The following is a 24,524-nucleotide window of genomic DNA, read 5'->3' as shown; positions in this document are numbered from 1 at the left end:
ATGAGCAAGGAACCACGCAGCCGGGCAGGACAAACGAAACGGCCCGGCCGCGCGGGCCGTGAGGCAACGCCTGCGGACGAGACGCCGATCATCCACGGCGCCATTCCGCCACGCGACGTGCTGTTACGCTTCATCGCCGATCACCCGGAACAGGCCTCCAAACGCGAAATCTCCAAGGCCTTCGGCCTGAAGGGCGAGACGCGCGTCGAACTGAAGGCACTGCTGAAATCCTTCGAGGAGGATGGCCTCCTCGAAAAACGGCGCAAGTCGCTGGTGCGCCCCGGCGCCCTTCCCCCCGTCACCGTTCTCGACATCACCACGCGCGACGTCGACGGCGAGCTGATCGGCCGCCCGGCGGAATGGCTCGATGATGCCGGCGTGGCGCCAGCCGTGCTGATCCGCCAGTCAAGCGGCGCGCGCAAGGACAAGGCACCCGTCGCCGGCCTCGGCGACCGGGTTCTGGCAAAAATCTTCCCCGCCAAGGAGCGCGGCGGCCCGGCCTATACGGGCCGCGTCATCAAGGTTCTCGACAAGAAGAAGAATTCCGGCATGGGCGTGTTCCGCACCATGCCGGGCGGCGCGGGACGTATCATGCCGATCGACCGGCGTGGCGACGAAATGGACGTCGAGGCGCAGTTCACGGCGGGCGCCAAGGATGGCGATCTCGTGGAAATCGATGTCGTGCGCATGGGCCGCTATGGTCTACCGCGCGCGCAGGTCAAGAGCGTGGTCGGTTCCGTCGCCTCGGAAAAGGCGATCTCGATGATCGCTATCTACGCCCATGGCATTCCCCACATCTTCCCGGATGCGGTCATCCGCGAGGCGGAAGCTGCCGGCTCTGCCACCATGGCGCACCGCGAGGACTGGCGCAGCCTCCCCCTCATCACCATCGACCCGGCCGACGCGAAGGACCACGACGACGCCGTCTATGCCGAGCCGGACACCTCGCCGGACAATCCGGGCGGCGTGATCGTCACCGTCGCGATTGCCGATGTCAGCTATTATGTCCGTCCGAAATCGGCGCTCGACCGCGAGGCGCAGAAGCGCGGCAACTCTGTCTATTTCCCGGATCGCGTTGTGCCCATGCTGCCGGAGCGCATTTCCAACGATCTCTGCTCGCTGAAGGAAGGTGTCGACCGGCCGGCGCTCGCCGTGCGCATGGTCTTCTCGCATGAGGGCCGCAAGGCGAGCCACACCTTCCACCGCATCATGATGAAGAGCGCGGCCAAGCTCTCCTATCAGCAGGCGCAGGCAGCGATCGACGGCGCGCCTGACGACAAGACAGGCCCGATCCTCGAGACGATCCTGAAGCCGCTCTGGCAGGCCTATAAGATCATGACGGTCGGCCGCAACCGCCGCCAGCCGCTCGAACTCGATATGCCCGAGCGGAAAATCCTGCTGAAAACCGACGGCACCGTCGACCGGGTCTTCGTGCCGCCGCGGCTCGATGCGCACAAGCTCATCGAAGAGATGATGATCCAGGCCAATGTCTCGGCCGCCGAAACGCTTGAGAAAAAGAAGCAGGCCCTGATCTACCGCGTGCACGATGCTCCTTCGCTCGCCAAGCAGGAGGTGCTGCGCGAGTTCCTGCAGACGCTCGACATATCGCTCGTCAAGGGCGGCAACATGCGCTCGAACCATTTCAACGGCATCCTCGCGAAGGTGGCGGACCAGCCGTTCCAGGAGATGGTCAACCAGATGGTGCTGCGCTCGCAGAGCCAGGCGATCTACAGCCCCGAGAATATCGGCCATTTCGGCCTCAATCTTATGAAATACGCCCACTTTACCTCGCCGATCCGCCGCTATGCGGACCTGATCGTGCATCGTGCGCTGGTGGGCTCGCTCGGGCTCGGCGAAGGCGGCATCACGCCGGACGAGGAAGCCGTGCTCGACGATATCGCTGCCGAAATCTCGACCTTCGAGCGCCGTGCCATGGCGGCCGAGCGCGACACGGTCGACCGGCTGATCGCACACCATCTTGCCGAGCGTGTCGGCGAGGAATTCGACGGCCGCGTCTCCGGCGTCACCAAGGCGGGACTTTTTGTCACCCTGCCCGAATATGGTGCCGACGGGTTCGTGCCTATATCTATGCTCGGACGCGATTATTATATCTACGACGAGGCCCATCAGGCCCTGTCCGGTGAAAAGACCGGGCTCGGCTACCGCCTCGGCGATACGGTGCGCGTCAAGCTCGCGGAAGCGGTGCCGCTCGCCGGCGCACTGCGGTTCGACATGATCAGCGAAGGACGCAAGATGCCGACGGCGGTGCGTTCTTTTCACAAATCGGGACGGCGCAAGGGCGGCGAAACGCGGCGTCAACCGGGCACACGCCCGCCGCGTGGGCGACGCTGAACAGTTCCGACAAGGAAGGACAGGACATGCAGGCGAACGAAACCGACGGCAGAACGCTGCATTTCGGCGACACCGCAAGCAGCGGCACGGTGGAGCGGCCGGTCGGCCGCGCCATCAAGCGCGGTTTGCTCAACCGCTGCCCGGCCTGCGGCACCGGTCGCCTGTTCAAGTCCTTCCTCAAGCCGGTCGAGAACTGCGCGGCCTGCGGTGAGGACTATACGCATCAGCGCGCCGACGACCTGCCGCCCTATCTTGTCATCACCATCGTCGGCCACATCGTCGTCGGCGGCTATATGGCAACCGACCTCGTCTGGCCACTCACCACCTGGCAGCACCTCGCCATTTGGGCGCCGATCACCATTATCCTTTCCCTCATCCTGATGCAGCCTATCAAGGGCGGCACGATCGGCCTGCAATGGGCCGTCAAGATGCACGGCTTCGGCGACAAACCCGATGCCGGCGCAGACGAAACACCCGCCTATAGCGACAAAACCGTATGACGCCTGTGCGGCCCGTCGACGCTGCCTCCATCCTGCTTCTCGACCGGTCGGGCGCGAATGTGCGGGTGCTTGTCGGCAAACGCAGCAGCAAACATGTCTTCATGCCCGACGTCTATGTCTTTCCCGGTGGCCGGCGCGACGCGAGCGATCGCCTCGTTTCCGTCGCCAATCCGCTGAACCCTCTGGCGCTCGAGCGCATGGCGGTGCGGGTGCCGCGCTGTTCCGGTTCGCGGCTGAGGGCGCTTGCGGTCGCGGCCCTGCGAGAACTCTACGAAGAAGCGGGCATCACCGTCGGCGCGCCAGCCGAGGCGCCGCTTGCGGGCGGCCTGCCCTTCCGGCCCGATCTCTCGAAACTGCGGTTTCTCGCCCGCGCCATCACGCCGGCCGGCATGGTGCGCCGGTTCGATACACGCTTCTTCACGCTCTTTGCCGATGAAGCGAACATCGATCCCGCCGGCGCAGCGGCCAGCCACGAACTTGAGGATGTGCGCTGGGTGGATATTTTTGATCATAAGGGCATCGAGATGCCCGACATAACCGTATTGATCCTTGAAGAGCTTCAAAAAAGCATTCAGGAAGACAAGTCTCTCCCCTTCGGAAGGCCGGCGCCGCTCTATCGCAACAAGCGCGGACACTTCCTCCGGGATCTGCTCTAAGGGTCGATCGCATATGACGCAGCCGCAATCCGGCACCTCCGGCCCGGTGGAACATATCCACTGGCGATCCCTCATCGCAGCCGTCGCCGCCATTTCCGCTGTCGGCATCGCCATCGGGCTCGGCCTCCCGCTGCTCTCCATCATCATGGAGAAGCGCGGCATCTCCCCCACGATGATCGGCATCAATTCCGCCATGGCCGGCATCGCCGCCATGGCCGCGGCGCCCTTTACCACCCGCCTGGCGCACGCCTGGGGCACGTCGACCACGATGCTTCTGGCGATCCTGCTGTCTGCGATCAGCGGCCTTGGCTTCTACTATATCGAGAATTTCTGGCTGTGGTTCCCGTTGCGCCTCGTCTTCCACGGCGCGATCACCACGCTGTTCATCCTGTCGGAATTCTGGATCAACGCCGCCGCACCGCCGCGCCGTCGCGGCCTGGTGCTCGGCATCTACGCAACGGTGCTGTCTCTGGGCTTTGCCACCGGCCCCCTGCTCTTCTCCATTCTCGGCAGCGACGGCGTGCGGCCGTTTGCGGTCGGTGCCGCGATCATCCTGGTCGCCGCCATCCCCATCTTTATCGCCCGTGGCGAAAGCCCTGTCATCGACGAGAAGCCGGAGCTGCATTTCATGCGCTACATCCTTCTCGTGCCGACCGCGACGGCGGCCGTTTTCATCTTCGGTGCGGTGGAAGTCGGCGGCCTGTCGCTCTTCCCGATCTACGCCACGCGGGCCGGCTTCAGCGAACCACAGGCGGCCCTCCTCTTGACCGTCATGGGCATCGGCAACATGGCGTTCCAAATCCCGCTGGGCATGCTCTCCGACCGCATGAAGGATCGCCGGCGCCTTCTCACCATCATGGCCGTCATCGGCCTCATCGGCGCGCTGTCGCTGCCCTGGGTGTCGCAGAACTGGCTTCTGATGGCCATCGTGCTGTTGTTATGGGGCGGCTGCGTGGCAGGCCTCTATACGGTCGGCCTCAGCCATCTCGGCTCGCGACTCGTCGGCGCGGACCTCGCAGCGGCCAATGCGGCCTTCATCTTCTGCTATGCCGTCGGCACGGTCGTCGGCCCGCAGGCGATCGGCGCGGCGATGGATGTCTCCGGCAATGACGGTTTTGCCTGGGCAATCGTCGCGTTCTTCGGCTTTTACCTCGTACTTTCCCTGGGCCGGATCGTTTTCCGGCCGAAACGGGGTTGACTTTTCGGGCGCGATTTGTAGTTTCCGCCCAGATTTAAGCCGTGGAGCAGACTGGCTGTCCGCGGCTTCGTTTTTGATAAAGGCAGGACGACCATGGCCAAGGCTACCACCATCAAGATCAAGCTGCTGTCGACGGCCGACACCGGTTTCTTCTACGTAACGACGAAGAACAGCCGCACGATGACCGACAAGATGACCAAGACGAAGTACGATCCGGTCGCGAAGAAGCACGTCGAATTCAAGGAAACCAAGATCAAGTAATCTTGGGAGCCTTCTCAGGTTCGCAAAGGCGCTGGGCGGAAACGTCCGGCGCCTTTCCTTTTGTGGCCTGGCATTGCAACCTGTCAGTCGTTGGAATCAAAAACGCCGCCCCCTCGAGGGGAGCGGCGTTGAACGGGGGTCGGTCAGAAACGACGACGGCACGAGGATTCCGTATTTGTCGCAACCGACCGACCGACCCCACGACCCAGGAGATGCGGCGGACCTAGCATCATGGGGTAACCGGTTGTGCGGGCTTGTTTGCCGCCCATGAGTTGAGCATCGCGCCAAAAAGAAAAAAAATCAACGAATTCTTAACGTTTCCATCAAGACTCCTTGTGTCATAGTTAACCTGCGAGCGCCCGATTGTTTCAGCCCGCGGCACTTACGTTATAGAAGACAACAATAGGCCACCACCGAAAAGCAATCATTGCGTGCAATGAACTCAACCAAAGCGAAATTACGCAGCTTCGCACGGCAAGATTGCACCCGGCGCAAACTATTGAAATTTATTGCCAAAAACAAATGGTACGATTTATGGCTAAATTTCGCTACAGCCCTGCGGCTTACGGGTGTTAATCAATCGCCCCGTGGCGAAAGATCACAACGCGGTCAAATGCCCGAGGAATCAAGCGTTTGATCAGACTACATCATGCCTGTGGACAAAATCGGGACAGAGGGCTGCTCGGCGCGACTCAGGCGGCGGCCGCCACGACGCGGTTGCGGCCGGAGCGCTTGGCCTCGTAGAGCGCGGTATCGGCGCGCTTCAGCAAAGCATCCGGGCTGTCGCCTTCCGGCAGGATGGAAGCCGTCCCCATCGAGGCCGTGATCTGCAGCAGCGCGTCCGTTCCGGGAATGCGAAATGGCTCCCGCTCGACGATCATCCGAAGACGCTCCGCGACCCCCGCCGCCAAATCCGCCGGCGTATCCGGCATGACCAGCACGAACTCCTCCCCGCCATAGCGGCAGGCTAAATCGGCGCCGCGCACGGCGGAGCGGACGCGATTGGCGAATTCACGCAGCACCGCGTCGCCGGCATCGTGGCCATGGGTATCGTTGACCAGCTTGAAGCGGTCGATATCCGTGATGCAGACCGAGAGCGGGCGACCGCGAGCTGTCGCGCGGTCGATCAGAAGCTTCATGTGGTTGTCGAGGTAGCGGCGGTTGTGCAGGCCCGTCAGGCCGTCCGTCACGGCCAGCTCGATCGTTTGGCGCACACTGGCACGCAAACGGTCGTTGCAGCGTTTACGGCGGATCTGCGTGAGGCTGCGGGCAATCAGCTCGTTCGGGTCGATCGGCCGTATCAGGTAGTCCGTCACGCCGAGATCCATCGCGCGCACGATCATGCTGTCATCGCCCTGCTCCGCGATCAGCAGGATCGGCAGGAAGCGCATGCGCTCCAGCGAGCGCAGCTGCGAGCAAAGGCGCAGCGGATCGTAGTCGGTGAAATTGGCGTTGACGATGACGAGCTCGTAATTGCTCTCGGCGGCCTGGAACAAGGCCGCCTGCGGATCGGAGATGCTGGTGACGTCTGCGATAGGCTTCAGGGCCCGTGCAATGCGCTCCTGGGAGCTCGCGCGTCCGTCGACAAGCAGAACGTCGCCAGGTTCGTCACCCAAATTGCTGTCGAGCCCCTCCTCCAGGGAGATCGCACGCGCCGTCGTCGCGCGCATGCGCAATTCGTCCGTCAGCGTCTTGAGGCGCACAAGGCTTTTCACCCGCGACATGAGCTGCAGGTCATTGACCGGCTTCGTCAGAAAATCATCGGCGCCGGCCTTCAGGCCGCGCACCCGGTCGGACGGCTGGTCGAGTGCCGTCACCATGACGACGGGGATATGCGCAGTGCGCGGGTTGGCCTTCAGCCGCTCGCAAACCTCGAACCCGTCGATGCCGGGCATCATGATGTCGAGCAGGATGAGGTCTACCTGGGTGCGTTCGCAGATCGACAACGCCTCATAGCCGTTCTCGGCCGTCAGGACGTCAAAATATTCCGCCAGAAGCCGTGCTTCGAGCAGCTTCACATTGGCGGGAATATCATCGACGACGAGGATGCGTGCAGTCATGATCGCGCCCCTGCCTCACGCGTCGCCGAGATAGGTTTTGATCGTCTCAATGAATTTCGGCACGGAAATCGGTTTGGAGACATAGGCCTCGCAGCCGCCCTGCCGGATGCGCTCCTCGTCGCCCTTCATCGCAAAAGCCGTGACCGCGATGACGGGAATGACGTGAAGCTCGTCGTCCTCTTTCAGCCACTTGGTGACTTCGAGGCCGGAAACCTCCGGAAGCTGGATGTCCATCAAAATCAGATCAGGGCGGTATTTCCGCGCAAGATCAAGGGCTTCCATACCATTCCGGGTCTGGATGGTCGTGTAGCCGGATGCCTCGATGAGGTCCCGGAAGAGCTTCATGTTGAGCTCATTGTCCTCGACAATCATGACCTGCTTGGGCATCGCGCGTCCCTGTTCCTGTGACCGGCCTTGCAACCCACCGGGAGATGGATAAGTTGCGGCAAAGCCGAAATCACCCAGCCTGACCGCAGCCACGTTAGCGTCACTTGGTTGATTAAAAGGTAAATTTCCCGGGGAAAAACGATGAAAAGCCAAAAAGATACACCTTCGACCGAGGGCGCGGAAACAACCGCTGTCGCCATCCTCGGCTGGCTTGCCGGCGAACCGGAGCTTCTGTCGCGTTTTCTCGCACTGACGGGCGTTGCGCCTTCCGATGTCCGCAACGCCGTCAACGATCCCGGTTTTCTCGCCGGCATCGTCGATTTCCTCATGAGCCACGAGCCGGATCTGCTGACCTTCTGTGACGCGACCGGCACAAAGCCGGAAGCGGTTATGCATGCCCACGCTGTGCTGTCCGGCCCCGCCGACTGGTGAGCCATCAGCGCCAGACAACGCTTAGACGTCTGTCTGTGTACGGTCATGCATTCAGCCCCGGTGACACTTGAGACTCGTGAACTTAGGCACTAATGTCGCGATGTTCAATGTTTGTTCTTGATGATGAGCACCGCCGCCACGCGTTTACCGGGCTTCTGTCGCGACTGCCTGACCGGGCAGCCTGCGAACCTGCGCCGATGCCGGGCCTGCGGTAGCCCACGCCTCGTCTACCACGACGAACTCTATGACCTGACGCTGGCGCATATCGATTGCGACGCCTTCTATGCCGCCGTGGAGAAGCGCGACAATCCCGAGCTTGCCGACAAACCCGTCATCATCGGCGGCGGAAAGCGTGGGGTCGTCTCCACCGCCTGTTATGTCGCGCGCATTCACGGCGTGCGCTCGGCCATGCCGATGTTCAAGGCGCTGGAAGCCTGCCCCAACGCCATCGTCATTCCACCGGACATGGAAAAATACGTCAAGGTCGGCCGCGAAGTGCGTGCCATGATGCAGGAACTGACGCCGCTGGTGCAGCCGCTCTCCATCGACGAAGCCTTTCTGGAACTGAAGGGTACGGAGCGCCTGCATCACGATCCCCCGGCCCGCGTGCTCGCCCGCTTCGTCCAGCGTGTAGAAAAGGAGGTGGGCATCACCATCTCCGTCGGCCTGTCCTATTGCAAGTTCCTCGCCAAGGTGGCCTCGGATCTCAACAAGCCGCGCGGCTTTTCCGTCATCGGTGAAAAAGAGGCGCTGGATTTCCTGAAGGACAAGCCCGTGCGGCTCATCTGGGGGGTCGGCAAGGCCTTCGCAGAGACGCTGGAGCGCGACGGCATCCGCAGCGTCGGGCAACTCCAGACCATGGAGGAAACCGACCTGATGCGCCGTTACGGCGTGATGGGCAAGCGGCTTTTCCATCTCTCGCGCGGTCAGGACGACCGCGAAGTGCACCTGAATGACGCGGCAAAGAGCGTATCATCCGAGACCACGTTCTTCGACGACCTCTCGAACTATGACGATCTCGTCGCGCATCTGCGCCGCCTCAGTGAGAAGGTTGCGGCGCGCCTGCGCAAATCCGGCATTGCCGGTCACACCGTCGTGCTCAAGCTAAAGACGGCCGATTTCAAAGGCCGCACGCGCAACCGCAGGCTCGAAGACCCCACCATGCTCGCCGACCGGATCTTCCGCACCGGCATCGAGCTTCTGCGCAAGGAGACGGATGGCACGAAATACCGCCTGATCGGCATCGGCGTCAGCGATCTCACCGATCCCGGCCGGGCCGATCCGCCCGATCTCGTCGATCCCGCCGCCAGTCGTCGCGCCGCAGCGGAGGCCGCGATGAATACGCTGCGCGACAAATTTGGCAAGGCGAGCGTGGAAACGGGATACACATTCGGGAAATCCGGTCCCGACCGCTTTCACGGAAAGTTGACTTTCAAGACCGCCGGAAAAATCGACGACCCCACCGAATAAATCCCGACAGACCGGCGTTCTTCACTGCATCGGGTTGGCACAGATCGGGGGATCGGCCGGGTGCATCAAGCCTTCCTTAAATCGGATGCACTACGCTTGCCGTCGGTTTGTATTGCGTACGGATGGGTAACATGAAGTTTCGCCTGGCGACTGGCATGAGCATACTTGGCCTGCTGCTGAGCTGCGGTACCGCGCTTGCGGGCACGCTCGAAGGGCCGCTCCAGATCATCGTGTCGAAAGATCTGCAGGAACTGAAAATCTACGATGGCGACGTGGTTGTCGCCACCTCGCATGTCTCCACCGGCAAGGCCGGCCATTCGACGCCGACCGGCATATTCTCGATCCTGGAGAAGAAGCGCACGCACTTCTCCAACCTCTATGACAGCGCGCCGATGCCGTTCATGCAGCGGCTGACCTGGTCGGGTATCGCGCTGCACGCCTCCAACAGCGTGCCCTCCTATCCCGCCTCGCATGGCTGCGTGCGCCTGCCCAACGATTTCGCAAAGACACTGTTCAGCGTGACGCGGCGCGGCGGCCATGTGCTCATCACGGATCGTGAGATCGCGCCGCAGGAAATTGTTCATGCCGCGCTGTTCAAGCCCGTCGTCGTCGTGCCCGATACGCCGATTCTTTCCGAGGCGGGCTTGCGGCCCGGCCTGATGGAGGCCGGAGACAAGGCTGTCGAGGTCGCGATGACCGATCCGAAGCCGGAAGTCCTGACACCTATCGTGCAGAAGACCGAGCAGGACCCGATCCGCATCCTCATCACCCGCCGCGGCGACCGCGAGATGATGATCGACCTGCAGACGCTGCTGACCTCGCTGGGCTATGATGCCGGCGTTGCGGACGGACTGCACGGCAAGCAGACCGTGATCGCCATCCGCGCCTTCCAGCTTGCCGAGGGCCTAAACGAGGACGGCATGGTGACGCCGGAGCTCCTGACCGCCGTCTATGCCAAGGCCGGCAAGGGCGCGCCGCCGAACGGCCAGATCCTCGTGCGCCAGAAGTTCAAGCCGCTGGTCGAGGCCGCCATCACCATCCGCAATCCCGAAATCGCGCTCGGCACCCATTTCCTGCTCGCCCGCGACGTCGATAGCGACAAGGGCAAGGCGGACTGGTTCGGCATGAGTGTCGACAACCAGCTTCCCAGCGCGACGATGAAGCGCCTCGGCATCACCACGGAGGCGGACGCGACGCAGCCCGACGCGTTGACGAAGACGCTGGACCGGCTGGACATTCCCGCCGACACGCGCCTGCGCATCTCCGAACTGATGGGAGAAGGCGCCTCGCTGTCGATCTCCGACACCGGCCTTGGCCCGGAAACGGGCGACGGTACGGACTTCATCACCGTGACGCGCAAGGTGCAGAAGGCGGATGCCGGCGCCGTCGAAGGCGGCAAGAAATCCAAGAAAAAGAAGAAATCGTCGGTAACGGTCATCAACTGATCACCTGCACCGCCCCTCTCTTCAAGGCCATCCGCCATCCGGCAGGGTGGGCTTTTTCATTTCCTTACTCGCCGATACGCTGCAACAATTCTTCATAGTCCTCTTCGGCCGTAGCGAGCCGGGCTTCCTCACCCGCGGCCCGCAGACGGTCGATCCGGGTCACCATGAAAGACTTCGCATCCTCCTTGCGGCCGAGCTCATAGGCAAGCACGCCCCGCTGGAACAGCAGGTCCTGCACGGTCTCGAGATCGTTCTCCGCCTCGGCAATCGCCAGCACGCGGACAAGGTAGGGCTCGGCCTCCTGCTTGCGCCCCATGGCATGCAGGTTCTGTGCGAGATTGGTCAGCACGGTCGTAAGATTTGGATGGCTCTTGCCGTAGATTTTCTCGCCGCGGGCCAGCACATCCAGATTGAGGGCGTATGCCTCCTCGTATCGCTTGGCCTCGTGCAGTTCGAAGGCCTGCTTCTGGCGCACGCCTGCGCGCTGGTCGTCACTGTAACCATCATAGTGGTCGGCCATGAGGGCGGCCTTACCGTATTGCTCGGCGGAAAGGGCGTGGCTCGCACTGTTGCCGGGAATGGCGGCATAGGCGCCCAGAAGTTCGGCATAGAGATAGCGATCCCCAAGCCGGCGGCCGGCGGGACGGTCGTCTCCTTCGGTCAAGGTCATCAGCTCGGCCAGAGCATCAATACCATCCTCAAAAGGCAAGAGCGACGAACGGGACGTGACGCGGCCGATCATCGACAGGATCTGGCGACGTTCGCTTAAAAGATCGTCCCTTTTGCCGACATAGGCGCGAAGCGCCTTCAATTCGGCCATGGCGTCCGTACCGCTGAACTGGATGCTGTCGTCTTCCAGCCTGCCGCTCATCACTGCGACACGCTTGCGCAATTGGGCGTCGTCGGTCGGTGCGACTTGTTCTTCGATAACGATCGTCGCACGTTCGGCCATGGCAAATGACGGAAGCCCCCAAACAGCGAAAAGACCGCACACAACAACAGTTTGCAATCGCATCGGAACCTTCCCGCTCCCTTCTTTACGGTGACAGCTCAGGAACTTGTATAGCCTTCCACCAAGGTCAAGATGTGCGGCGCGTCTTTTCCATGGTGACGTTCAGGCGGGACGCGCCAACAGGCCCGTGGCAAACGCCTCGAACGCCTCGATCACCTTCGGCAGCACATCCTTCGGATTGTCGCTTGCTGCGACCCAAAGCGCGGCATTCAGCGCGGTGCCGCTGAGCAGCCGCGCAGCGGCCTCGGCATCCACCGGCTTCACGATGCCATCGGCGATCAGACGCTCGACCTTTATTCGCGTCACTTCCAGACAATGGCTCTGGCTTGGCCACTGCGAGGGATCCCCCAGCACAGCGGGACCATCGAGCAGGACGATCCTCTGTACCTCCGGATCGAGCGCCATCTCGATGTAAGCAATGCCTTCAGCCAGAAGGGCGTTCCAGTCGCCTGCGACGCCCTCTCCGATCGCTTTGGCGCGGAACGCCATTTCCGTATCGATCTGGTGGACGACAGCCGCGAGAAGGCCGCGTTTGTCGCCGAAATTATGATAGAGCGCGCCGCGAGTCAGGCCGACCGCCGCGGTCAGGTCATCCATGGAAGCCGCGGAATAGCCCTTTTCGGCAAAGGCTTTTCGCGCCGCGCCGATCAGCTTCGTGCGGTTTTCTTCCATCAGCGCGAGACGCTTGTTCACTCCCGAAACTCCTTTTTCATATACGCACCGTATATGAACTTGACATTCCAGCCTTCGAAGACCAATTTCATATACGTAACGTATACGAAATTGCGGTCACCGTGAAGTTCTCCCGTGCCGACCGCGCAGATGAGAAGAGAGACCACCTATGCCCACGCGCGAAGCGATTTTTCCGGCGGATCGACACGCCCTCTATGACGACCACGGCTATTCGGCAGCCATCCGCTCCGGCGATCTTCTGTTCGTCTCCGGACAGGTCGGAAGCCGCAGCGACGGCACACCGGAACCCGATTTCGAGAGCCAGGTGCGTCTCGCCTTTCGCAACCTCAAGGCGACGCTCGCAGCAGCCGGCTGCACCTTCGACGACATCGTCGACGTCACAACCTTCCATACGGATCCCGAAAACCAGTTCGGCGCGATCATGACCGTCAAGCAGGAGATTTTCACCACACGGCCCTATCCCAACTGGACGGCCATCGGTGTGAGCTGGCTTGCCGGCTTCGATTTCGAGATCAAGGTCATCGCCCGCATTCCGACCGCTGCTTGATAGGCTGCGGCAGAACACGGGTTTTTCGCTGAACTCCCGTGCCTAGACCAGCTCCACATCCAGCACGCCCGGCGCCGAACGCAGGGCGGCGGCGATTTCGGGGGAGATGCGGAAGCGTTCGTTCAGCTCCACCTCGATTTCGCGCTGGCCATTGTCCTTGATGACGATGAAGGAGACGAGGCCGTCGCCCTTCGTGTTGAGATGGGCGGCGATGGAGCGCAGCGGGCCGCTGTCACGGACATAGACGCGCAGCGCCTTCTGTGTCTGGAGCGCCTCCTCCTCCAGCGAGCGCAGCGTCTGGATGCGCAGGCCGATGCCTTCCGGGCGCTCTTCCGCCTGCACGGTCATGACCAGCGATTTGCCGGGCTCCAGCAGGTCGCGATACTGGTTGAGCATTTCGGAAAACAGCACGGCCTCGAACTGGCCGGAAGAATCCGAGAAGGCGACGATGCCCATCTTGTTGCCGGTGCGGGTCTTGCGCTCCTGCTTGGAGGTGACCGTACCGGCAAGCCGGCCGGCCGTCGCGCCGCGCTTCACGGCGGCGGCGAAATCGCCGAAGGTCTGGACGCGCATCTTCGCAAGAAGCGGCGCATAGGTATCGAGCGGGTGCGCCGAGAGATAGAAGCCGAGCACCTGGAATTCGCGGTGGAGCTTCTCCGAGGCAAGCCAGGGCGTATAGGCGGGCAGCGTGATGACCTCCGGCCCGGTCGCAGCGCCCATGCCGAAAATGTCGCCCTGCCCGCTCGTCTTGTTCTCCTGCGCGCGCTGGGCCGCCCCCAGCAGACGGTCGAGGCCGGCGATCATGGCGGCGCGGTCATGGCCGAAACAATCGAAGGCGCCGGCAACGATAAGGCTTTCGAAAACCCGGCGGTTGACGAATTTCGGATCGATGCGCGTGCAGAAATCCTCGAGGCTCTTGAAGGGGGCGTTGCCCCTCACCTCGACGATATGCTGCACCGCCGCTTCGCCCACCCCCTTGATGGCGGCGAGCGCGTAATAGATGCGGCTCTCGCCGGTCTCGAAATGCGCAAAGGACGTCTGCACCGAGGGTGGAATGACAGCGATCCCGAGACGGCCTGCATCCTGCCGGAAATCGTTCAACTTGTCCGTGTTGGACATATCGTAGGTCATCGACGCGGCCAGGAACTCGACCGGGTAATGCGCCTTTAGATAGGCGGTCTGATAGGAGACGATGGCGTAGGCGGCGGCGTGCGACTTGTTGAAGCCGTAGTTGGCGAATTTGGCGAGCAGGTCGAAGATCAGGTCGGACTGCGGCTTGGACACGCCGTTCTTGACCGCGCCATCGACGAAACGGGCGCGCTGCTTGTCCATCTCCTCCTTGATCTTCTTGCCCATGGCGCGGCGCAGAAGATCGGCCTCGCCGAGCGAATAGCCCGAGAGAACCTGGGCGATCTGCATCACCTGTTCCTGGTAGACGATAACGCCCTGGGTTTCCTTGAGCAGATGGTCGATCGTCGGATGGATCGATTCGATCTCTTCCTCGCCGTGCTTGCGGGCGTTGTAGACCGGAATGTTCTCCATCGGGCCGGGACGGTAGAGCGCCACGAGCGCGATGATGTCCTCGATGCAGTCCGGCCGCATGCCGATCAGCGCCTTGCGCATGCCGGCACTTTCCACCTGGAACACGCCGACCGTCTCGCCGCGCGACAGCATCTCGTAGGTAAGCAGGTCGTCCAGCGGCAGGCTTTCGAGATGCACTTCGATATTGCGCTTGCGGATGAAATCGACGGCAGTCTTCAGGACGGTCAGCGTCTTCAGGCCGAGAAAGTCGAATTTGACCAGACCGGCCTGCTCCACCCACTTCATGTTGAACTGGGTGACGGGCATGTCGGAGCGCGGATCGCGGTACATCGGCACAAGCTGCGACAGCGGTCGGTCGCCGATCACGATACCGGCGGCGTGCGTGGAGGCGTGGCGGTAGAGGCCTTCGATCTTCTGGGCAATATCGAGCAGGCGCGCGACGACCGGCTCCTTCTCCGCCTCTTCCTGCAGCTTCGGCTCCTCCTCGATCGCCTTGTAGAGCGGCGTCGGGCTGGCCGGATTGTTCGGCACGAGCTTGCAGATCTTGTCGACCTGGCCATAGGGCATTTCGAGCACGCGGCCGACGTCGCGAAGTGCCGCGCGGGCCTGTAGCGAACCGAAAGTAATGATCTGCGCCACCTGCTCGCGGCCGTATTTCTGCTGGACGTAGCGGATCACCTCTTCGCGGCGGTCCTGGCAGAAGTCGATGTCGAAGTCGGGCATCGAAACGCGTTCCGGATTGAGGAAGCGTTCGAAGAGCAGGGAGAAACGCAGCGGATCGACATCGGTGATCGTGAGCGCGTAAGCGACGAGCGAACCCGCACCCGAGCCACGGCCCGGCCCGACGGGAATGTTCTGCTGCTTGGCCCACTTGATAAAGTCGGCAACGATCAGGAAGTAACCGGGAAACTTCATGCGCTCGATGACGCTGAGCTCGAAATCCAGCCGCTCGCGATAATCCTGCTCCGTATAGCCCGGCGAGAGGCCGAGCAGCGCCATGCGGTTCTCCAGCCCCTCCACGGACTGGCGGCGCAGTTCTGCCGATTCGGCGCGTTCCGCCTCCTCCGGATCGTCCGTCGCCCCCGTGAAGCGCGGCAGGATCGGCCCGCGCGTCTTCAAGACGAAAGAGCAGCGTTTCGCGATCTCGATCGTGTTTTCCAGGGCCTCCGGCAGATCGGCAAAGAGTTTTGCCATGTCCTTGCGGCTCTTGAGATAATGATCCGGCGACAGGCGAAAGCGATTATCGTCCGACACCATGGCATTGTGTGCCACCGCCATCAGCGCGTCATGGGCATCGTAGTCATCAGGCGCCGGGAAGAACGGTTCGTTGGTCGCGACCAGCGGCACATCTTCCGCATAGGCGAGCTCAACCATGCGGCGCTCGTGCTGCTTGTCGTAGCGCCCGTGACGCTGCAGCTCAAGATACAGCCGATCGCCGAAAACCCGCTTCAGCGCATGAAGCCGCGCCTTCGCGACAATGGGCTGCCCGGCAAGATAGGCCATGTCGATCGGGCCGCCGCGCGCGCCCGTCAGCGCAATCAGCCCGTCGGTACCCTCCTCGAGCCAGCTATGGGCAATGCGGATCGCCTGCCCGCTCTCGCCGCCCAGATAGGCGCGGCTGACAAACTCGACAAGGCGCGCATAGCCGGCATCGCTCGCAGCAAGAACGACGATAGAGGGCAGCTTCTGCAGCTGGGCCTGCCCGCCGCGCCGCTCGCCCTCACCTTCGTCCTCCATGTCGATCGACAGCTGACAACCAATGAGCGGCTGGATGCCATCGCCGACGGCCTTCTGCGAAAACTCGAGCGCAGCGAACAGATTGTTCGTATCGGTGATGGCAATCGCCGGCTGCTGATCGGATATCGCCTTGCCGATGATCTTCTTGATCGGCAAGGCGCCTTCGAGAAGCGAAAAGGCCGAATGCACGCGCAGATGCACGAATTCCGGCGTCTCCGCGATCCCTTCGCCAACCGTCGCCTGCACCATTTCCGCCATGTCAAACTTCCTTCCGATCAGAAGAAAGAGCTTAAACGGATTCGGACCCGTCTCGTCCAGACGGTTCTTGGCGTTGCACCCGCTTTCCACGCGCCAGCGGCGCGCAGCGGACAAGAATGCTCAACGAAGAGATGGAAATGTCAGATTCCGAAGAGAAGAACGGAGAAGCTGGCGACGAACAGGGCCATGGAGGTGAATGCAGCAAAGTCACGAAGAAAATCAGTCATTTTGGCTCCCTTTCCTTTTATGTTTTTATTTTGTTCTATTATTGTTCTCATGTCAACAGCTTTCCACAGCCCCTCTGGACCGATGCTGCCGCGCGCAATAAGGTCGCCTCCACTCCATGGAGGAAATGAGATGAAGTTGCTTGCCGCCGCCGTCGTGTTTTCGATTGCCCTGCCCGCCGCTGCGCTGGCCGCCGACTTTCCGGCAGACCGGATTGTCGCCATGGCGACCGGCGACTGGAACAAGGACGGCGCGGCGGATCTGGCCGTCATCGCCACGCCGGGTGACGACAGCGGCGACGACAACGGGCTCTACGTCTATCTCGCCAAGCCCGAGGAAAACCGGCTGACGCTGGTCCGGTCGCTGCCGAATTCCGTCTGGGGCAATCTCACCATGTATGGCCAGGAGCCGGAGGTCGCCGCGCTCGCCAATGGCTCCTTCACCCTGACGACCAAGAACGATTCGGTCGGCCGCGACCGCTGGCGCCAGTCGCTCACCATAGCCTACCGCAATTTCGACTTCATCGTCGCCGGCTATACCTATTCTTCCTATGATACGCTCAATCCTGACGGCGGCAGCGAATGCGACCTCAACGTCCTGACCGGCAAGGGCAAGAGCAACGGTCGTCCTGTCGCCGGCCAGGCGCAATTCGTTCTGCTCAAGGACTGGCAGGACGGCATTGCCCGCTCGATCTGCGGACTGGACGAGTGATGTCAAGCCATCCGGAAACACCACCGGAAAGGAGCGCGCGATGAGCAATGAGATCAGCATCGAGATTTCCCTGTTTGTCGAACATGGACGAGAACAGGAGGCTGCCGATTTTTACGTCGCCGCCTTCGGCGCCGAGGTGATAGAGCCCTATCGCCTCGATGGCGTGCTGATGGGCTTTGCCATGCGCTTCGGCGCCACGCCGGTTGCCGTCGCGGGTTCCAATCCGCGGCGCGAGCAGAATCCCTCCTATGGCGGGCCGTTCTTTCCCAAGGTGGCAGGATCGGTCAGCGCGATTTTCACGCTGAATGTCGGCGATATCGAACACGCGGTGCAGCGAGCCTCGCGATCCGGCGCCGTGATCCGCGACGCGGTGCAGCGGGATGTTCTCGATCGACGCGTGGCATCGCTCTTCGACCCGTTCGGGCACATCTGGGCGCTTGTCGAACGCAAGGCCGAAAGCCTGGATCTGGCGGCCTGAGCCGCCTTATGCCAGTTCCTTGACGAGCCCATCCTCGATCGTGACTCGGCGATCCATCAGGCCGGCGAGTTCATGGTTGTGGGTCGCGATGAGTGCCGCAAGACCGGACTGGCGCGCAAGCGCCTCCAGCGCTTCAAAGACATAGCCTGCCGTTTCCGGGTCGAGATTGCCTGTCGGTTCGTCGGCGAAGAGAACGAGCGGTGCGTTGGCGACCGCACGGGCGATCGCAACTCGCTGCTGCTCGCCGCCGGACAGCTCGGACGGGCGGTGATCGGCGCGGTGACCGATGCGCATATAGTCGAGCAGCTGGGCGGCGCGCTCGCGTGCCTCGGATTTGGACAGGCCACCGATCAGCTGGGGCATCATGATGTTTTCGAGCGCGCTGAATTCCGGCAACAGGTGATGGAACTGATAGACGAAGCCGATCTCACCACGGCGGATCGCCGTGCGCTGGTCGTCGGAAAGGCCGGCGCAGGAATGACCGTTGATGAGAACATCGCCGGCATCGGGCTTCTCGAGCAGACCTGCGACATGCAGCAGCGTCGACTTGCCGGTGCCCGAGGGGGCGACGAGTGCCACGGTCTCACCGCTTTTCAGCGTAAAATCCGCTCCCTTGAGGATCGACAGCACGGTCTCTCCCTGGCCGTAGTGCCGTTCGATGCCCTTAAGTTCCAAAGCGACGCGCGCAGCCATGCGGGTGTTCCTATTCGTACCTGAGAGCCTGAACCGGATCGAGCTTGGAGGCACGCCAGGCGGGGAAAATCGTCGCGAGGAAGGAAAGCGCCAGCGCCATCAGGATGACGGAAACCGTCTCGCCGGCATTCATGTCGGCCGGGAGCTGGCTGAGGAAATAGAGTTCCGGATTGAACAGGGTCGTGCCCGATATCCACGAGAAAAACTGGCGGATCGATTCGACGTTCAGGCAGACGATGACGCCCAGCAGCACGCCGGCGAAGGTGCCGACCGTGCCGATGGCTGCCCCCGTCATGAAGAAAATGCGCATGATGGAGCCGGACGTCGCGCCCATGGTACGAAGGATCGCGATGTCGCTGCCCTTGTCCTTCACCAGCATGATCAGGCCGGAGATGATGTTGAGCGCGGCGACGAGCACGATCAGCGTCAGGATCATGAACATGACGTTGCGCTCGACCTGCAGGGCCGAGAAGAAGGTCTGGTTGCGCTGGCGCCAGTCGGTGATGAAGATCTGCCGTTCGGCGGCGGCCTCGACGGGCTGGCGCAGATTGTCGATATCATCGGGATTGGAGACGAAAAGCTCGATCGACTGAACGACCCCTTCGGAATTGAAGTAGAGCTGCGCTTCTTCCAGCGGCATGTAGATGATCGACGCATCATATTCCGACATGCCGATCTCGAAGATCGCCGAGACCGTGTATGTTTTCACACGTGGATTGACGCCGAGCGGCGTGACGTCGCCTTCCGGTGCGACTAGCGTGATCTGGCCGCCGGCGCTGAGGCCGAGCTGCTCTGCCATGCGCGAGCCGATGGCAACGCCACCGCCGGACGCAAAACCGACGAGATCGCCTTCCTTGATATGATCGGAGACGGACTTCATCTTGGCTAGGTCATCGGCGCGGATGCCGCGGACCAACGCGCCCGAACCGCCGCCAGCCGTGCCCTGCGCCAAAGTCTGGCCCTCCACGAGTGGGATGGCCATCGTGACGCCGGGCACGGCGGCAAGACGCTCGGACAGCTTGCCGTAGTCGTTCAACGGTGTGTCGATCGGCTGGATGATCATGTGTCCGTTGATGCCGAGGATGCGTGAGATCAGCTCCGTGCGGAAACCGTTCATCACCGCCATGACGATGATGAGCGTCGCCACGCCGAGCATGATGCCGATGAAGGAGAAGCCGGCAATGACCGAGATGAAGGCTTCCTTGCGCCGGGAGCGCAGATAGCGCCAGGCGACCATCCGCTCGAAAGCGGAGAACGGGCGGCTCTTCTTGAAGGCCTGGGCCTCTGTCGCCCCGCTCGCTGCGTCAGCCATGCTGTCTCCCTGTTCCCTCGGCGTGGACGCGCCGCATTAATTGCCTGACGTCAGACGGTTGATCGCGGCCTCGATGGTCAGCGTCTCGCGTTCGCCGGTCTTGCGATCCTTGATCTCGACTTCGCCATTGGCGACGCCGCGCGGGCCTGCAATGACCTGCACCGGAGCACCGATGAGGTCGGCCGTCGCGAACTTCGCGCCGGCGCGCTCGTCCTTGTCATCATAAAGCACGTCGATGCCGGCATTCAGAAGCGCGCCATAGATCGTCTCGCAGGCCGCGTCGCAGGCGGCATCACCCGACTTCATGTTGATGACGATGGCCTCGAAAGGTGCGACCGCCTTCGGCCAGATGATGCCGTTCTCGTCATGCGAGGCCTCGATGATCGCGGGCACGAGGCGCGTCGGGCCGATGCCGTAGGAGCCCATATGCACGGTGTGCTCCTTGCCATCGGGGCCTTGAACCTTGGCGCCCATGGCTTCGGAATATTTCGTGCCGAAATAGAAGATATGGCCGACTTCGATGCCGCGGGCCGAAAGCCGCTCGCCTTCCGGTATCGCCTCGAACGCGGGCGCGTCGTGCATCTCGGAGGTCGCCGCGTAACGCGAGGTCCACTTGTCGAAAATGCCCTTGAGACCGGCAACGTCATCGAAATTCGTGTCGAGGCCGGGAATGTCGAAGTTCAAAAAGTCCTTGTGGCAGAAGACTTCCGACTCTCCGGTATCCGCGAGGATGATGAATTCGTGGCTGAGATCGCCACCGATCGGGCCGGTATCGGCACGCATCGGAATGGCGCGCAGGCCCATGCGCGAGAAAGTGCGCAGATACGCCGCGAACATGCGGTTGTAGGCATGCACGGCGCCCTCGCGGTTCAGGTCGAAGGAATAGGCATCCTTCATCAGGAACTCGCGCGAGCGCATGGTGCCGAAGCGCGGACGAATCTCGTCACGGAACTTCAACTGGATATGATAAAGGTTGAGCGGCAGATCCTTGTAGGACTTCACGAACGAGCGGAAGACGTCCGTGATCATTTCCTCGTTGGTCGGGCCGTAGAGCATCGGCCGCTCCTGGCGGTCCTTGATGCGCAGCATTTCCTTGCCATAGGCGTCATAGCGGCCGCTTTCCTGCCAGAGTTCGGCGGACTGCAGCGTCGGCATGAGCAACTCGACGGCGCCGGAGCGGTTCTGCTCCTCGCGGATGATGGCATTCACCTTGTCGAGAACGCGCTTTCCCAGCGGCAGCCAGGTATAGATGCCCTGGGATTGTTGCTTGACCATACCCGCACGCAGCATAAGCCGGTGGGAGACGATTTCTGCCTCCTTGGGGTTTTCCTTGAGGATGGGCAGGAAGAAGCGGGAAAGGCGCATATCGGTTTCCGGTGTGACTGATCCGCCCTATTCCGGGAATCGGGCAAAATGACGTTGATTTTCACGCGTTCATAAACGCTTCGCCAACGGAAGGAAACCCGGCAGGCCAAGCCGGCGTCGGGGCGCGAAGCACTGTCCACCGCTCGTGGCGGACCTGCCGATTGTGGCAGAAAAATGGGGGCGCCAATAACGGAAATTGCGCATAAGTTGTCAATGGAAAAATTTTATTCCACTGTAGCAAAAATGCAAAAAAAGCGGATGACAACGCCCAACGTTTGGGCTAGTTTCAGGCCACAAAACAGGCAGGAAGTGCAAATTCCAGCCATTTTCGCGGTCAAGTCTTGGGAGGATCAGATCTTAGGCGCGCGTAGACGCTGCCACCGCACAACGGATAAAGATCACGCGATACCTGCAAAACAAGGCTTTTAGCCTTGTTTTTTTTTGCTTATTTCCAATTGGATTTCCTGACCGCTCTGCTCCCCGACGAAATCGGTTCGCCAAAAATCTCCGTGCAAGCCCCCTGCGTCACTCCGCCTCACGTTAAGCAAGGCTGACTCAGCGAAAAGGCATGCATTTCGGCTTGCCGGACAAGCCAAACGGGATTGTTCAACAAGCTTTTAGACAAAGCGCAAAAGGAAGTCTTTTTCGCAAAAAGCGGGAAGAGGGAAATGCCTTACCCAAGCCGCTGAAGAGGCCGTTAACCTATGTGGCCTCGCCTACTCGTAGTTCGGGTAGAACTGCGGAAGGGAGTCGAGGCCATAACCGAGGCGTACCGAAAGCACATACCAGGCGCCATAGATCACCGCGGAGACAACCGTCGTCAAAAGCATGATGCGACCGCCGCGGAAACGCGCCGGGGCGCTTTCCACCGTGCCGGGCACCACCTCGTTTGCCTCGGCCTGCGTCTTCAGCCCGAAGGGCAGCACGGCAAAAAGCGTCATCCACCAGACGATGAAATAGACGGCGAAGTAAGAAAACACCTGCATGAAAGACCCCTCGTGCGACAGCGGGTCTTTTACGCTCGTTGCCGGCGAAGTTCAAACGGCCAGATGGCGGCGTGCTGTCACACCTCTTCGAGCTCGACCAGCGTGCCGAAAAAATCCTTCGGATGCAGGAAGAGCACCGGCTTGCCATGCGCGCCGGTTCTGGGATTGCCGTCACCCAGCACGCGTGCACCGCTCGCCACCAGTTTATCCCGTGCGAGGAGGATGTCGTCCACCTCGTAACAGATATGGTGGATGCCGCCGGACGGCGCCTTCTCGAGGAACGCGGAGATGGGAGAATTCTCACCCAGCGGTTCGAGCAGTTCCACCTTGGTGTTCGGCAATTCGACGAACACGATCGTCACGCCGTGCTCCGGCAAGGCCTGCACATCGGACACCTTGGCGCCCAGCGTGTCGCGGTAGGTTGCGGTCGCCGCAGCCAGATCCGGCACGGCGATAGCGATGTGGTTGACCCGCCCCAGCATGACATTTCCTCTTCTGATTGCCGCACCGGTAGCACCCGGCGCGGCGGCAAGGAATCAGACTTTCGTCAGGAAAACCGTAACCACGGGCTTCTTGCCCCAGATTTCGTTGGCCGTGGAACGCACCGCGCGGCGCACTGCCTCGCGCACCATTTCGAGATCCTTGCGGCGGGCGCGCGGAATGCTTTCGACGGCGCCGAGCACGGCGTCATAGAGCGTGTCGCCCATATCCTCGCCTTCGTCGTCGAACTGCGGCAGACCGAAGGGCTCGACTTCCGGATCGCCCTGGAAGTCGTAGCGACTGTCGAGCAGGACGCTCACGGCGACATGACCGACGAAGGCGAGCTTGCGACGGTCGCCGATGCCCATTTCCTCGTAGTCGCCGATGAGGTTGCCGTCCTTGAAGATCCGGCCAAACGGCGCGTGGTCGACAACTTCGGGCTCGCCCGGGGCCAGCTTCAGCATATCGCCGTTACGCACACGCGGCACTTCGCCGATGCCGGACTGTTCAGCGAGCTCGGCATGCGCCGTCAGGTGCGCGGCCTCGCCATGAACGGGCACGACCATCTTCGGACGCGTCCAGCCATACATCTGCTGCAGTTCGTGGCGGCGCGGGTGGCCGGAAACGTGCACCAGCGCCTCGGCGTCGGTAATGACGTTGATGCCCTGCTCGATCAGGCCGTTCTTGATGTCGTTGATCGCCTTCTCGTTGCCGGGAATGGCGCGCGAGGAGAAGATAATCGTGTCGCCATCCGTGAAGGCAACATTACGCATCTCGTCGCGGGCGATCTTGGCAAGGGCCGCGCGCGGCTCACCCTGGCTGCCCGTCAGGATGACCACGACCTTGTCGCGCGGGATATAGCCGAATTCGTCTTCCTCGATGAACGGCTTCAAACCTTCCATCAGGCCGATGTCGCGCGCGACATTCGTTACACGCTTCATCGAACTGCCGAGCAGCAGCACCTCGCGGCCAGCGGCTTCCGCAGCCTTGGCGATGGACCGGATGCGACCGACATTCGACGAGAACGTGGTGATGCCCACCCTGCCCTCGGCGCTTTCGATGATCTTGGTCAGGCTTTCCGAAACCTCGTGCTCGGACGGCGACACGCCATCGCGCACCGCATTGGTGCTGTCGCAGATGAGCGCCAGCACGCCTTCATCACCGAGTTTGCGGAAGCGGGTCTCGTCGGTCAGCGGGCCGAGCGATGGATCGAGGTCGATCTTCCAGTCGCCGGTATGGATGACGGTGCCGAGCGGCGTCGTGATCGCCAGCGACATCGGCTCGGGAATGGAGTGATTGACGCCAATCGCCTCGATCTCGAAGGGGCCGACATTGATGCGATCGCCCTGCTTGAAAATCGTCACCGGAATTTCGACACGGCTCTTCTCATAGTCGCGCTTGGCTTCCAGCATGCCGGCTGTGAACGGCGAGGCATAGACCGGCACGTTGAGGCCCGGCCAGAGATCGTTCAGCGCGCCGTAGTGGTCTTCATGCGCATGCGTGATGATGATGCCCTTGAGGTTCTTGCGCTCCTCCGCGAGGAAACGGATATCGGGCAGCACCAGATCGACGCCCGGCAGGTCCGGTCCCGGGAAGGTGACGCCGCAATCGACCATGATCCACTGCCGGCTGGTCTTCGGGCCATAGCCATAGAGCGCCAGGTTCATGCCGATTTCACCGACGCCGCCAAGCGGCAGGAATACCAGTTCGTCTTCTTTTGCCAT

23 protein-coding genes are annotated in these 24,524 nt (G+C 61.8%); 12 read left to right on the top strand and 11 right to left on the bottom strand.

All coding sequences use genetic code 11. The annotated features are described in order from the left end of the window. The 5 genes from rnr (at position 1) to rpmG (ending at position 4,967) form a co-directional block, all read left to right on the top strand. Positions 1 to 2,352: a ribonuclease R gene (rnr, locus tag MUU55_RS10385; protein WP_244760683.1), complete on the top strand. Its 2,352-nt coding sequence runs from the start codon at positions 1 to 3 to the stop codon at positions 2,350 to 2,352. Positions 2,353 to 2,378: 26 nt separating this feature from the next. Further along, on the top strand, positions 2,379 to 2,852 hold the full coding sequence (locus MUU55_RS10380) for a DUF983 domain-containing protein (protein WP_244760682.1): 474 nt from the start codon (positions 2,379 to 2,381) through the stop codon (positions 2,850 to 2,852). Then, positions 2,849 to 3,508: an NUDIX hydrolase gene (locus tag MUU55_RS10375; protein WP_244760681.1), complete on the top strand. Its 660-nt coding sequence runs from the start codon at positions 2,849 to 2,851 to the stop codon at positions 3,506 to 3,508. The genes MUU55_RS10380 and MUU55_RS10375 overlap by 4 nt, the downstream gene beginning before the upstream one ends. 13 nt (positions 3,509 to 3,521) lie before the next feature. Beyond that, the gene (locus MUU55_RS10370; RefSeq protein WP_244760680.1) at positions 3,522 to 4,706 is read left to right on the top strand and encodes an MFS transporter; all 1,185 of its coding nucleotides are present in this window, start codon (positions 3,522 to 3,524) and stop codon (positions 4,704 to 4,706) included. A gap of 93 nt (positions 4,707 to 4,799) precedes the next feature. Further along, a complete protein-coding gene (rpmG, locus tag MUU55_RS10365; RefSeq protein WP_003547442.1) occupies positions 4,800 to 4,967 on the top strand; it encodes a 50S ribosomal protein L33 in 168 nt (55 codons plus the stop codon). Between the two features lie 692 nt (positions 4,968 to 5,659). Here rpmG and MUU55_RS10360 read toward each other — a convergent pair. Further along, positions 5,660 to 7,027 carry a PleD family two-component system response regulator gene (locus tag MUU55_RS10360; RefSeq protein ID WP_244760679.1) on the bottom strand — a complete coding sequence of 456 codons (1,368 nt, stop codon included), beginning with the start codon at positions 7,025 to 7,027 and terminating at the stop codon, positions 5,660 to 5,662. A gap of 15 nt (positions 7,028 to 7,042) precedes the next feature. After that, a complete protein-coding gene (locus MUU55_RS10355; RefSeq protein WP_010065708.1) occupies positions 7,043 to 7,414 on the bottom strand; it encodes a response regulator in 372 nt (123 codons plus the stop codon). Positions 7,415 to 7,555: 141 nt separating this feature from the next. On the opposite strand from MUU55_RS10355, the gene MUU55_RS10350 reads away from it, so the two are divergent. The 3 genes from MUU55_RS10350 (at position 7,556) to MUU55_RS10340 (ending at position 10,761) form a co-directional block, all read left to right on the top strand. Continuing rightward, positions 7,556 to 7,846, top strand: a complete 291-nt coding sequence (locus MUU55_RS10350; protein ID WP_244760678.1) for a DUF3572 domain-containing protein — start codon at positions 7,556 to 7,558, stop codon at positions 7,844 to 7,846. Between the two features lie 123 nt (positions 7,847 to 7,969). Continuing rightward, complete coding sequence (locus MUU55_RS10345) at positions 7,970 to 9,316, top strand: DNA polymerase IV (RefSeq protein WP_244760915.1); 1,347 nt, start codon at positions 7,970 to 7,972, stop codon at positions 9,314 to 9,316. A 131-nt stretch (positions 9,317 to 9,447) separates the two neighbouring features. Then, complete coding sequence (locus MUU55_RS10340) at positions 9,448 to 10,761, top strand: L,D-transpeptidase family protein (RefSeq protein WP_244760677.1); 1,314 nt, start codon at positions 9,448 to 9,450, stop codon at positions 10,759 to 10,761. A 64-nt stretch (positions 10,762 to 10,825) separates the two neighbouring features. Here MUU55_RS10340 and MUU55_RS10335 read toward each other — a convergent pair whose 3' ends face one another. Together MUU55_RS10335 and MUU55_RS10330 are read right to left on the bottom strand one after the other, a co-directional pair. After that, entirely contained in the window at positions 10,826 to 11,713 is an 888-nt protein-coding gene (locus tag MUU55_RS10335) for a tetratricopeptide repeat protein (RefSeq protein ID WP_244760676.1), read from the bottom strand. Positions 11,714 to 11,875: 162 nt separating this feature from the next. Then, positions 11,876 to 12,445, bottom strand: coding sequence for a TetR/AcrR family transcriptional regulator (locus tag MUU55_RS10330; protein ID WP_244760914.1), 570 nt, complete (start codon positions 12,443 to 12,445; stop codon positions 11,876 to 11,878). Positions 12,446 to 12,614: 169 nt separating this feature from the next. Between MUU55_RS10330 and MUU55_RS10325 the strand changes: the two genes are divergently transcribed. Next, entirely contained in the window at positions 12,615 to 13,013 is a 399-nt protein-coding gene (locus MUU55_RS10325; protein ID WP_244760675.1) for a RidA family protein, read from the top strand. Between the two features lie 42 nt (positions 13,014 to 13,055). Here MUU55_RS10325 and dnaE read toward each other — a convergent pair whose 3' ends face one another. After that, on the bottom strand, positions 13,056 to 16,550 hold the full coding sequence (gene dnaE / locus MUU55_RS10320; RefSeq protein ID WP_244760674.1) for a DNA polymerase III subunit alpha: 3,495 nt from the start codon (positions 16,548 to 16,550) through the stop codon (positions 13,056 to 13,058). A 116-nt stretch (positions 16,551 to 16,666) separates the two neighbouring features. Here dnaE and MUU55_RS10315 point away from each other — a divergent pair, with 116 nt between their 5' ends. The 3 genes from MUU55_RS10315 to MUU55_RS10305 are packed head-to-tail and all read left to right on the top strand — an operon-like array spanning position 16,667 to position 17,964. Next, positions 16,667 to 16,906, top strand: coding sequence for a hypothetical protein (locus MUU55_RS10315; RefSeq protein WP_244760673.1), 240 nt, complete (start codon positions 16,667 to 16,669; stop codon positions 16,904 to 16,906). 1 nt (position 16,907) lies between these two features. Continuing rightward, positions 16,908 to 17,486 carry a hypothetical protein gene (locus MUU55_RS10310; RefSeq protein WP_244760672.1) on the top strand — a complete coding sequence of 193 codons (579 nt, stop codon included), beginning with the start codon at positions 16,908 to 16,910 and terminating at the stop codon, positions 17,484 to 17,486. A 40-nt stretch (positions 17,487 to 17,526) separates the two neighbouring features. Further along, positions 17,527 to 17,964, top strand: a complete 438-nt coding sequence (locus MUU55_RS10305) for a VOC family protein (RefSeq protein ID WP_244760671.1) — start codon at positions 17,527 to 17,529, stop codon at positions 17,962 to 17,964. A gap of 6 nt (positions 17,965 to 17,970) precedes the next feature. On the opposite strand, the gene MUU55_RS10300 is transcribed toward MUU55_RS10305, so the two are convergent. The 6 genes from MUU55_RS10300 to MUU55_RS10275 form a co-directional block, all read right to left on the bottom strand. Then, complete coding sequence (locus MUU55_RS10300; protein ID WP_244760670.1) at positions 17,971 to 18,657, bottom strand: ABC transporter ATP-binding protein; 687 nt, start codon at positions 18,655 to 18,657, stop codon at positions 17,971 to 17,973. A 10-nt stretch (positions 18,658 to 18,667) separates the two neighbouring features. Beyond that, positions 18,668 to 19,969, bottom strand: a complete 1,302-nt coding sequence (locus MUU55_RS10295) for a lipoprotein-releasing ABC transporter permease subunit (RefSeq protein WP_244760669.1) — start codon at positions 19,967 to 19,969, stop codon at positions 18,668 to 18,670. A 36-nt stretch (positions 19,970 to 20,005) separates the two neighbouring features. Then, the gene (gene proS, locus MUU55_RS10290) at positions 20,006 to 21,334 is read right to left on the bottom strand and encodes a proline--tRNA ligase (protein ID WP_244760668.1); all 1,329 of its coding nucleotides are present in this window, start codon (positions 21,332 to 21,334) and stop codon (positions 20,006 to 20,008) included. Between the two features lie 716 nt (positions 21,335 to 22,050). Next, positions 22,051 to 22,320, bottom strand: a complete 270-nt coding sequence (locus MUU55_RS10285; RefSeq protein WP_244760667.1) for a DUF1467 family protein — start codon at positions 22,318 to 22,320, stop codon at positions 22,051 to 22,053. Between the two features lie 77 nt (positions 22,321 to 22,397). Beyond that, a complete protein-coding gene (gene mce, locus MUU55_RS10280; protein ID WP_244760666.1) occupies positions 22,398 to 22,802 on the bottom strand; it encodes a methylmalonyl-CoA epimerase in 405 nt (134 codons plus the stop codon). A gap of 54 nt (positions 22,803 to 22,856) precedes the next feature. Next, positions 22,857 to 24,524 (bottom strand): ribonuclease J, encoded by a 1,668-nt coding sequence (locus tag MUU55_RS10275; protein WP_244760665.1) that lies wholly within the window; start codon positions 24,522 to 24,524, stop codon positions 22,857 to 22,859.

This window comes from Shinella curvata, assembly GCF_022899935.1.
In the GTDB taxonomy this organism is placed as follows: domain Bacteria; phylum Pseudomonadota; class Alphaproteobacteria; order Rhizobiales; family Rhizobiaceae; genus Shinella; species Shinella curvata.
Note: the sequence above shows the minus strand (reverse complement) of the source record. Positions and strands in the feature narration are given on the sequence as shown.

What these genes read in the sequence shown, in the direction of transcription:
- MUU55_RS10355 (WP_010065708.1), bottom strand. Translation starts at nt 7,414, where the DNA reads ATGCCCAAGCAGGTCATGATTGTCGAGGACAATGAGCTCAACATGAAG.
- MUU55_RS10340 (WP_244760677.1), top strand. Translation starts at nt 9,448, where the DNA reads ATGAAGTTTCGCCTGGCGACTGGCATGAGCATACTTGGCCTGCTGCTG.
- MUU55_RS10315 (WP_244760673.1), top strand. Translation starts at nt 16,667, where the DNA reads ATGCTCAACGAAGAGATGGAAATGTCAGATTCCGAAGAGAAGAACGGA.
- MUU55_RS10275 (WP_244760665.1), bottom strand. Translation starts at nt 24,524, where the DNA reads ATGGCAAAAGAAGACGAACTGGTATTCCTGCCGCTTGGCGGCGTCGGT.
- MUU55_RS10285 (WP_244760667.1), bottom strand. Translation starts at nt 22,320, where the DNA reads ATGCAGGTGTTTTCTTACTTCGCCGTCTATTTCATCGTCTGGTGGATG.
- MUU55_RS10375 (WP_244760681.1), top strand. Translation starts at nt 2,849, where the DNA reads ATGACGCCTGTGCGGCCCGTCGACGCTGCCTCCATCCTGCTTCTCGAC.
- mce (WP_244760666.1), bottom strand. Translation starts at nt 22,802, where the DNA reads ATGCTGGGGCGGGTCAACCACATCGCTATCGCCGTGCCGGATCTGGCT.
- MUU55_RS10345 (WP_244760915.1), top strand. Translation starts at nt 7,970, where the DNA reads ATGAGCACCGCCGCCACGCGTTTACCGGGCTTCTGTCGCGACTGCCTG.
- dnaE (WP_244760674.1), bottom strand. Translation starts at nt 16,550, where the DNA reads ATGGCGGAAATGGTGCAGGCGACGGTTGGCGAAGGGATCGCGGAGACG.
- MUU55_RS10360 (WP_244760679.1), bottom strand. Translation starts at nt 7,027, where the DNA reads ATGACTGCACGCATCCTCGTCGTCGATGATATTCCCGCCAATGTGAAG.
- MUU55_RS10380 (WP_244760682.1), top strand. Translation starts at nt 2,379, where the DNA reads ATGCAGGCGAACGAAACCGACGGCAGAACGCTGCATTTCGGCGACACC.
- MUU55_RS10335 (WP_244760676.1), bottom strand. Translation starts at nt 11,713, where the DNA reads ATGGCCGAACGTGCGACGATCGTTATCGAAGAACAAGTCGCACCGACC.
- MUU55_RS10325 (WP_244760675.1), top strand. Translation starts at nt 12,615, where the DNA reads ATGCCCACGCGCGAAGCGATTTTTCCGGCGGATCGACACGCCCTCTAT.
- MUU55_RS10300 (WP_244760670.1), bottom strand. Translation starts at nt 18,657, where the DNA reads ATGGCTGCGCGCGTCGCTTTGGAACTTAAGGGCATCGAACGGCACTAC.
- MUU55_RS10370 (WP_244760680.1), top strand. Translation starts at nt 3,522, where the DNA reads ATGACGCAGCCGCAATCCGGCACCTCCGGCCCGGTGGAACATATCCAC.
- rpmG (WP_003547442.1), top strand. Translation starts at nt 4,800, where the DNA reads ATGGCCAAGGCTACCACCATCAAGATCAAGCTGCTGTCGACGGCCGAC.
- MUU55_RS10295 (WP_244760669.1), bottom strand. Translation starts at nt 19,969, where the DNA reads ATGGCTGACGCAGCGAGCGGGGCGACAGAGGCCCAGGCCTTCAAGAAG.
- rnr (WP_244760683.1), top strand. Translation starts at nt 1, where the DNA reads ATGAGCAAGGAACCACGCAGCCGGGCAGGACAAACGAAACGGCCCGGC.
- MUU55_RS10330 (WP_244760914.1), bottom strand. Translation starts at nt 12,445, where the DNA reads ATGGAAGAAAACCGCACGAAGCTGATCGGCGCGGCGCGAAAAGCCTTT.
- MUU55_RS10305 (WP_244760671.1), top strand. Translation starts at nt 17,527, where the DNA reads ATGAGCAATGAGATCAGCATCGAGATTTCCCTGTTTGTCGAACATGGA.
- MUU55_RS10350 (WP_244760678.1), top strand. Translation starts at nt 7,556, where the DNA reads ATGAAAAGCCAAAAAGATACACCTTCGACCGAGGGCGCGGAAACAACC.
- MUU55_RS10310 (WP_244760672.1), top strand. Translation starts at nt 16,908, where the DNA reads ATGAAGTTGCTTGCCGCCGCCGTCGTGTTTTCGATTGCCCTGCCCGCC.
- proS (WP_244760668.1), bottom strand. Translation starts at nt 21,334, where the DNA reads ATGCGCCTTTCCCGCTTCTTCCTGCCCATCCTCAAGGAAAACCCCAAG.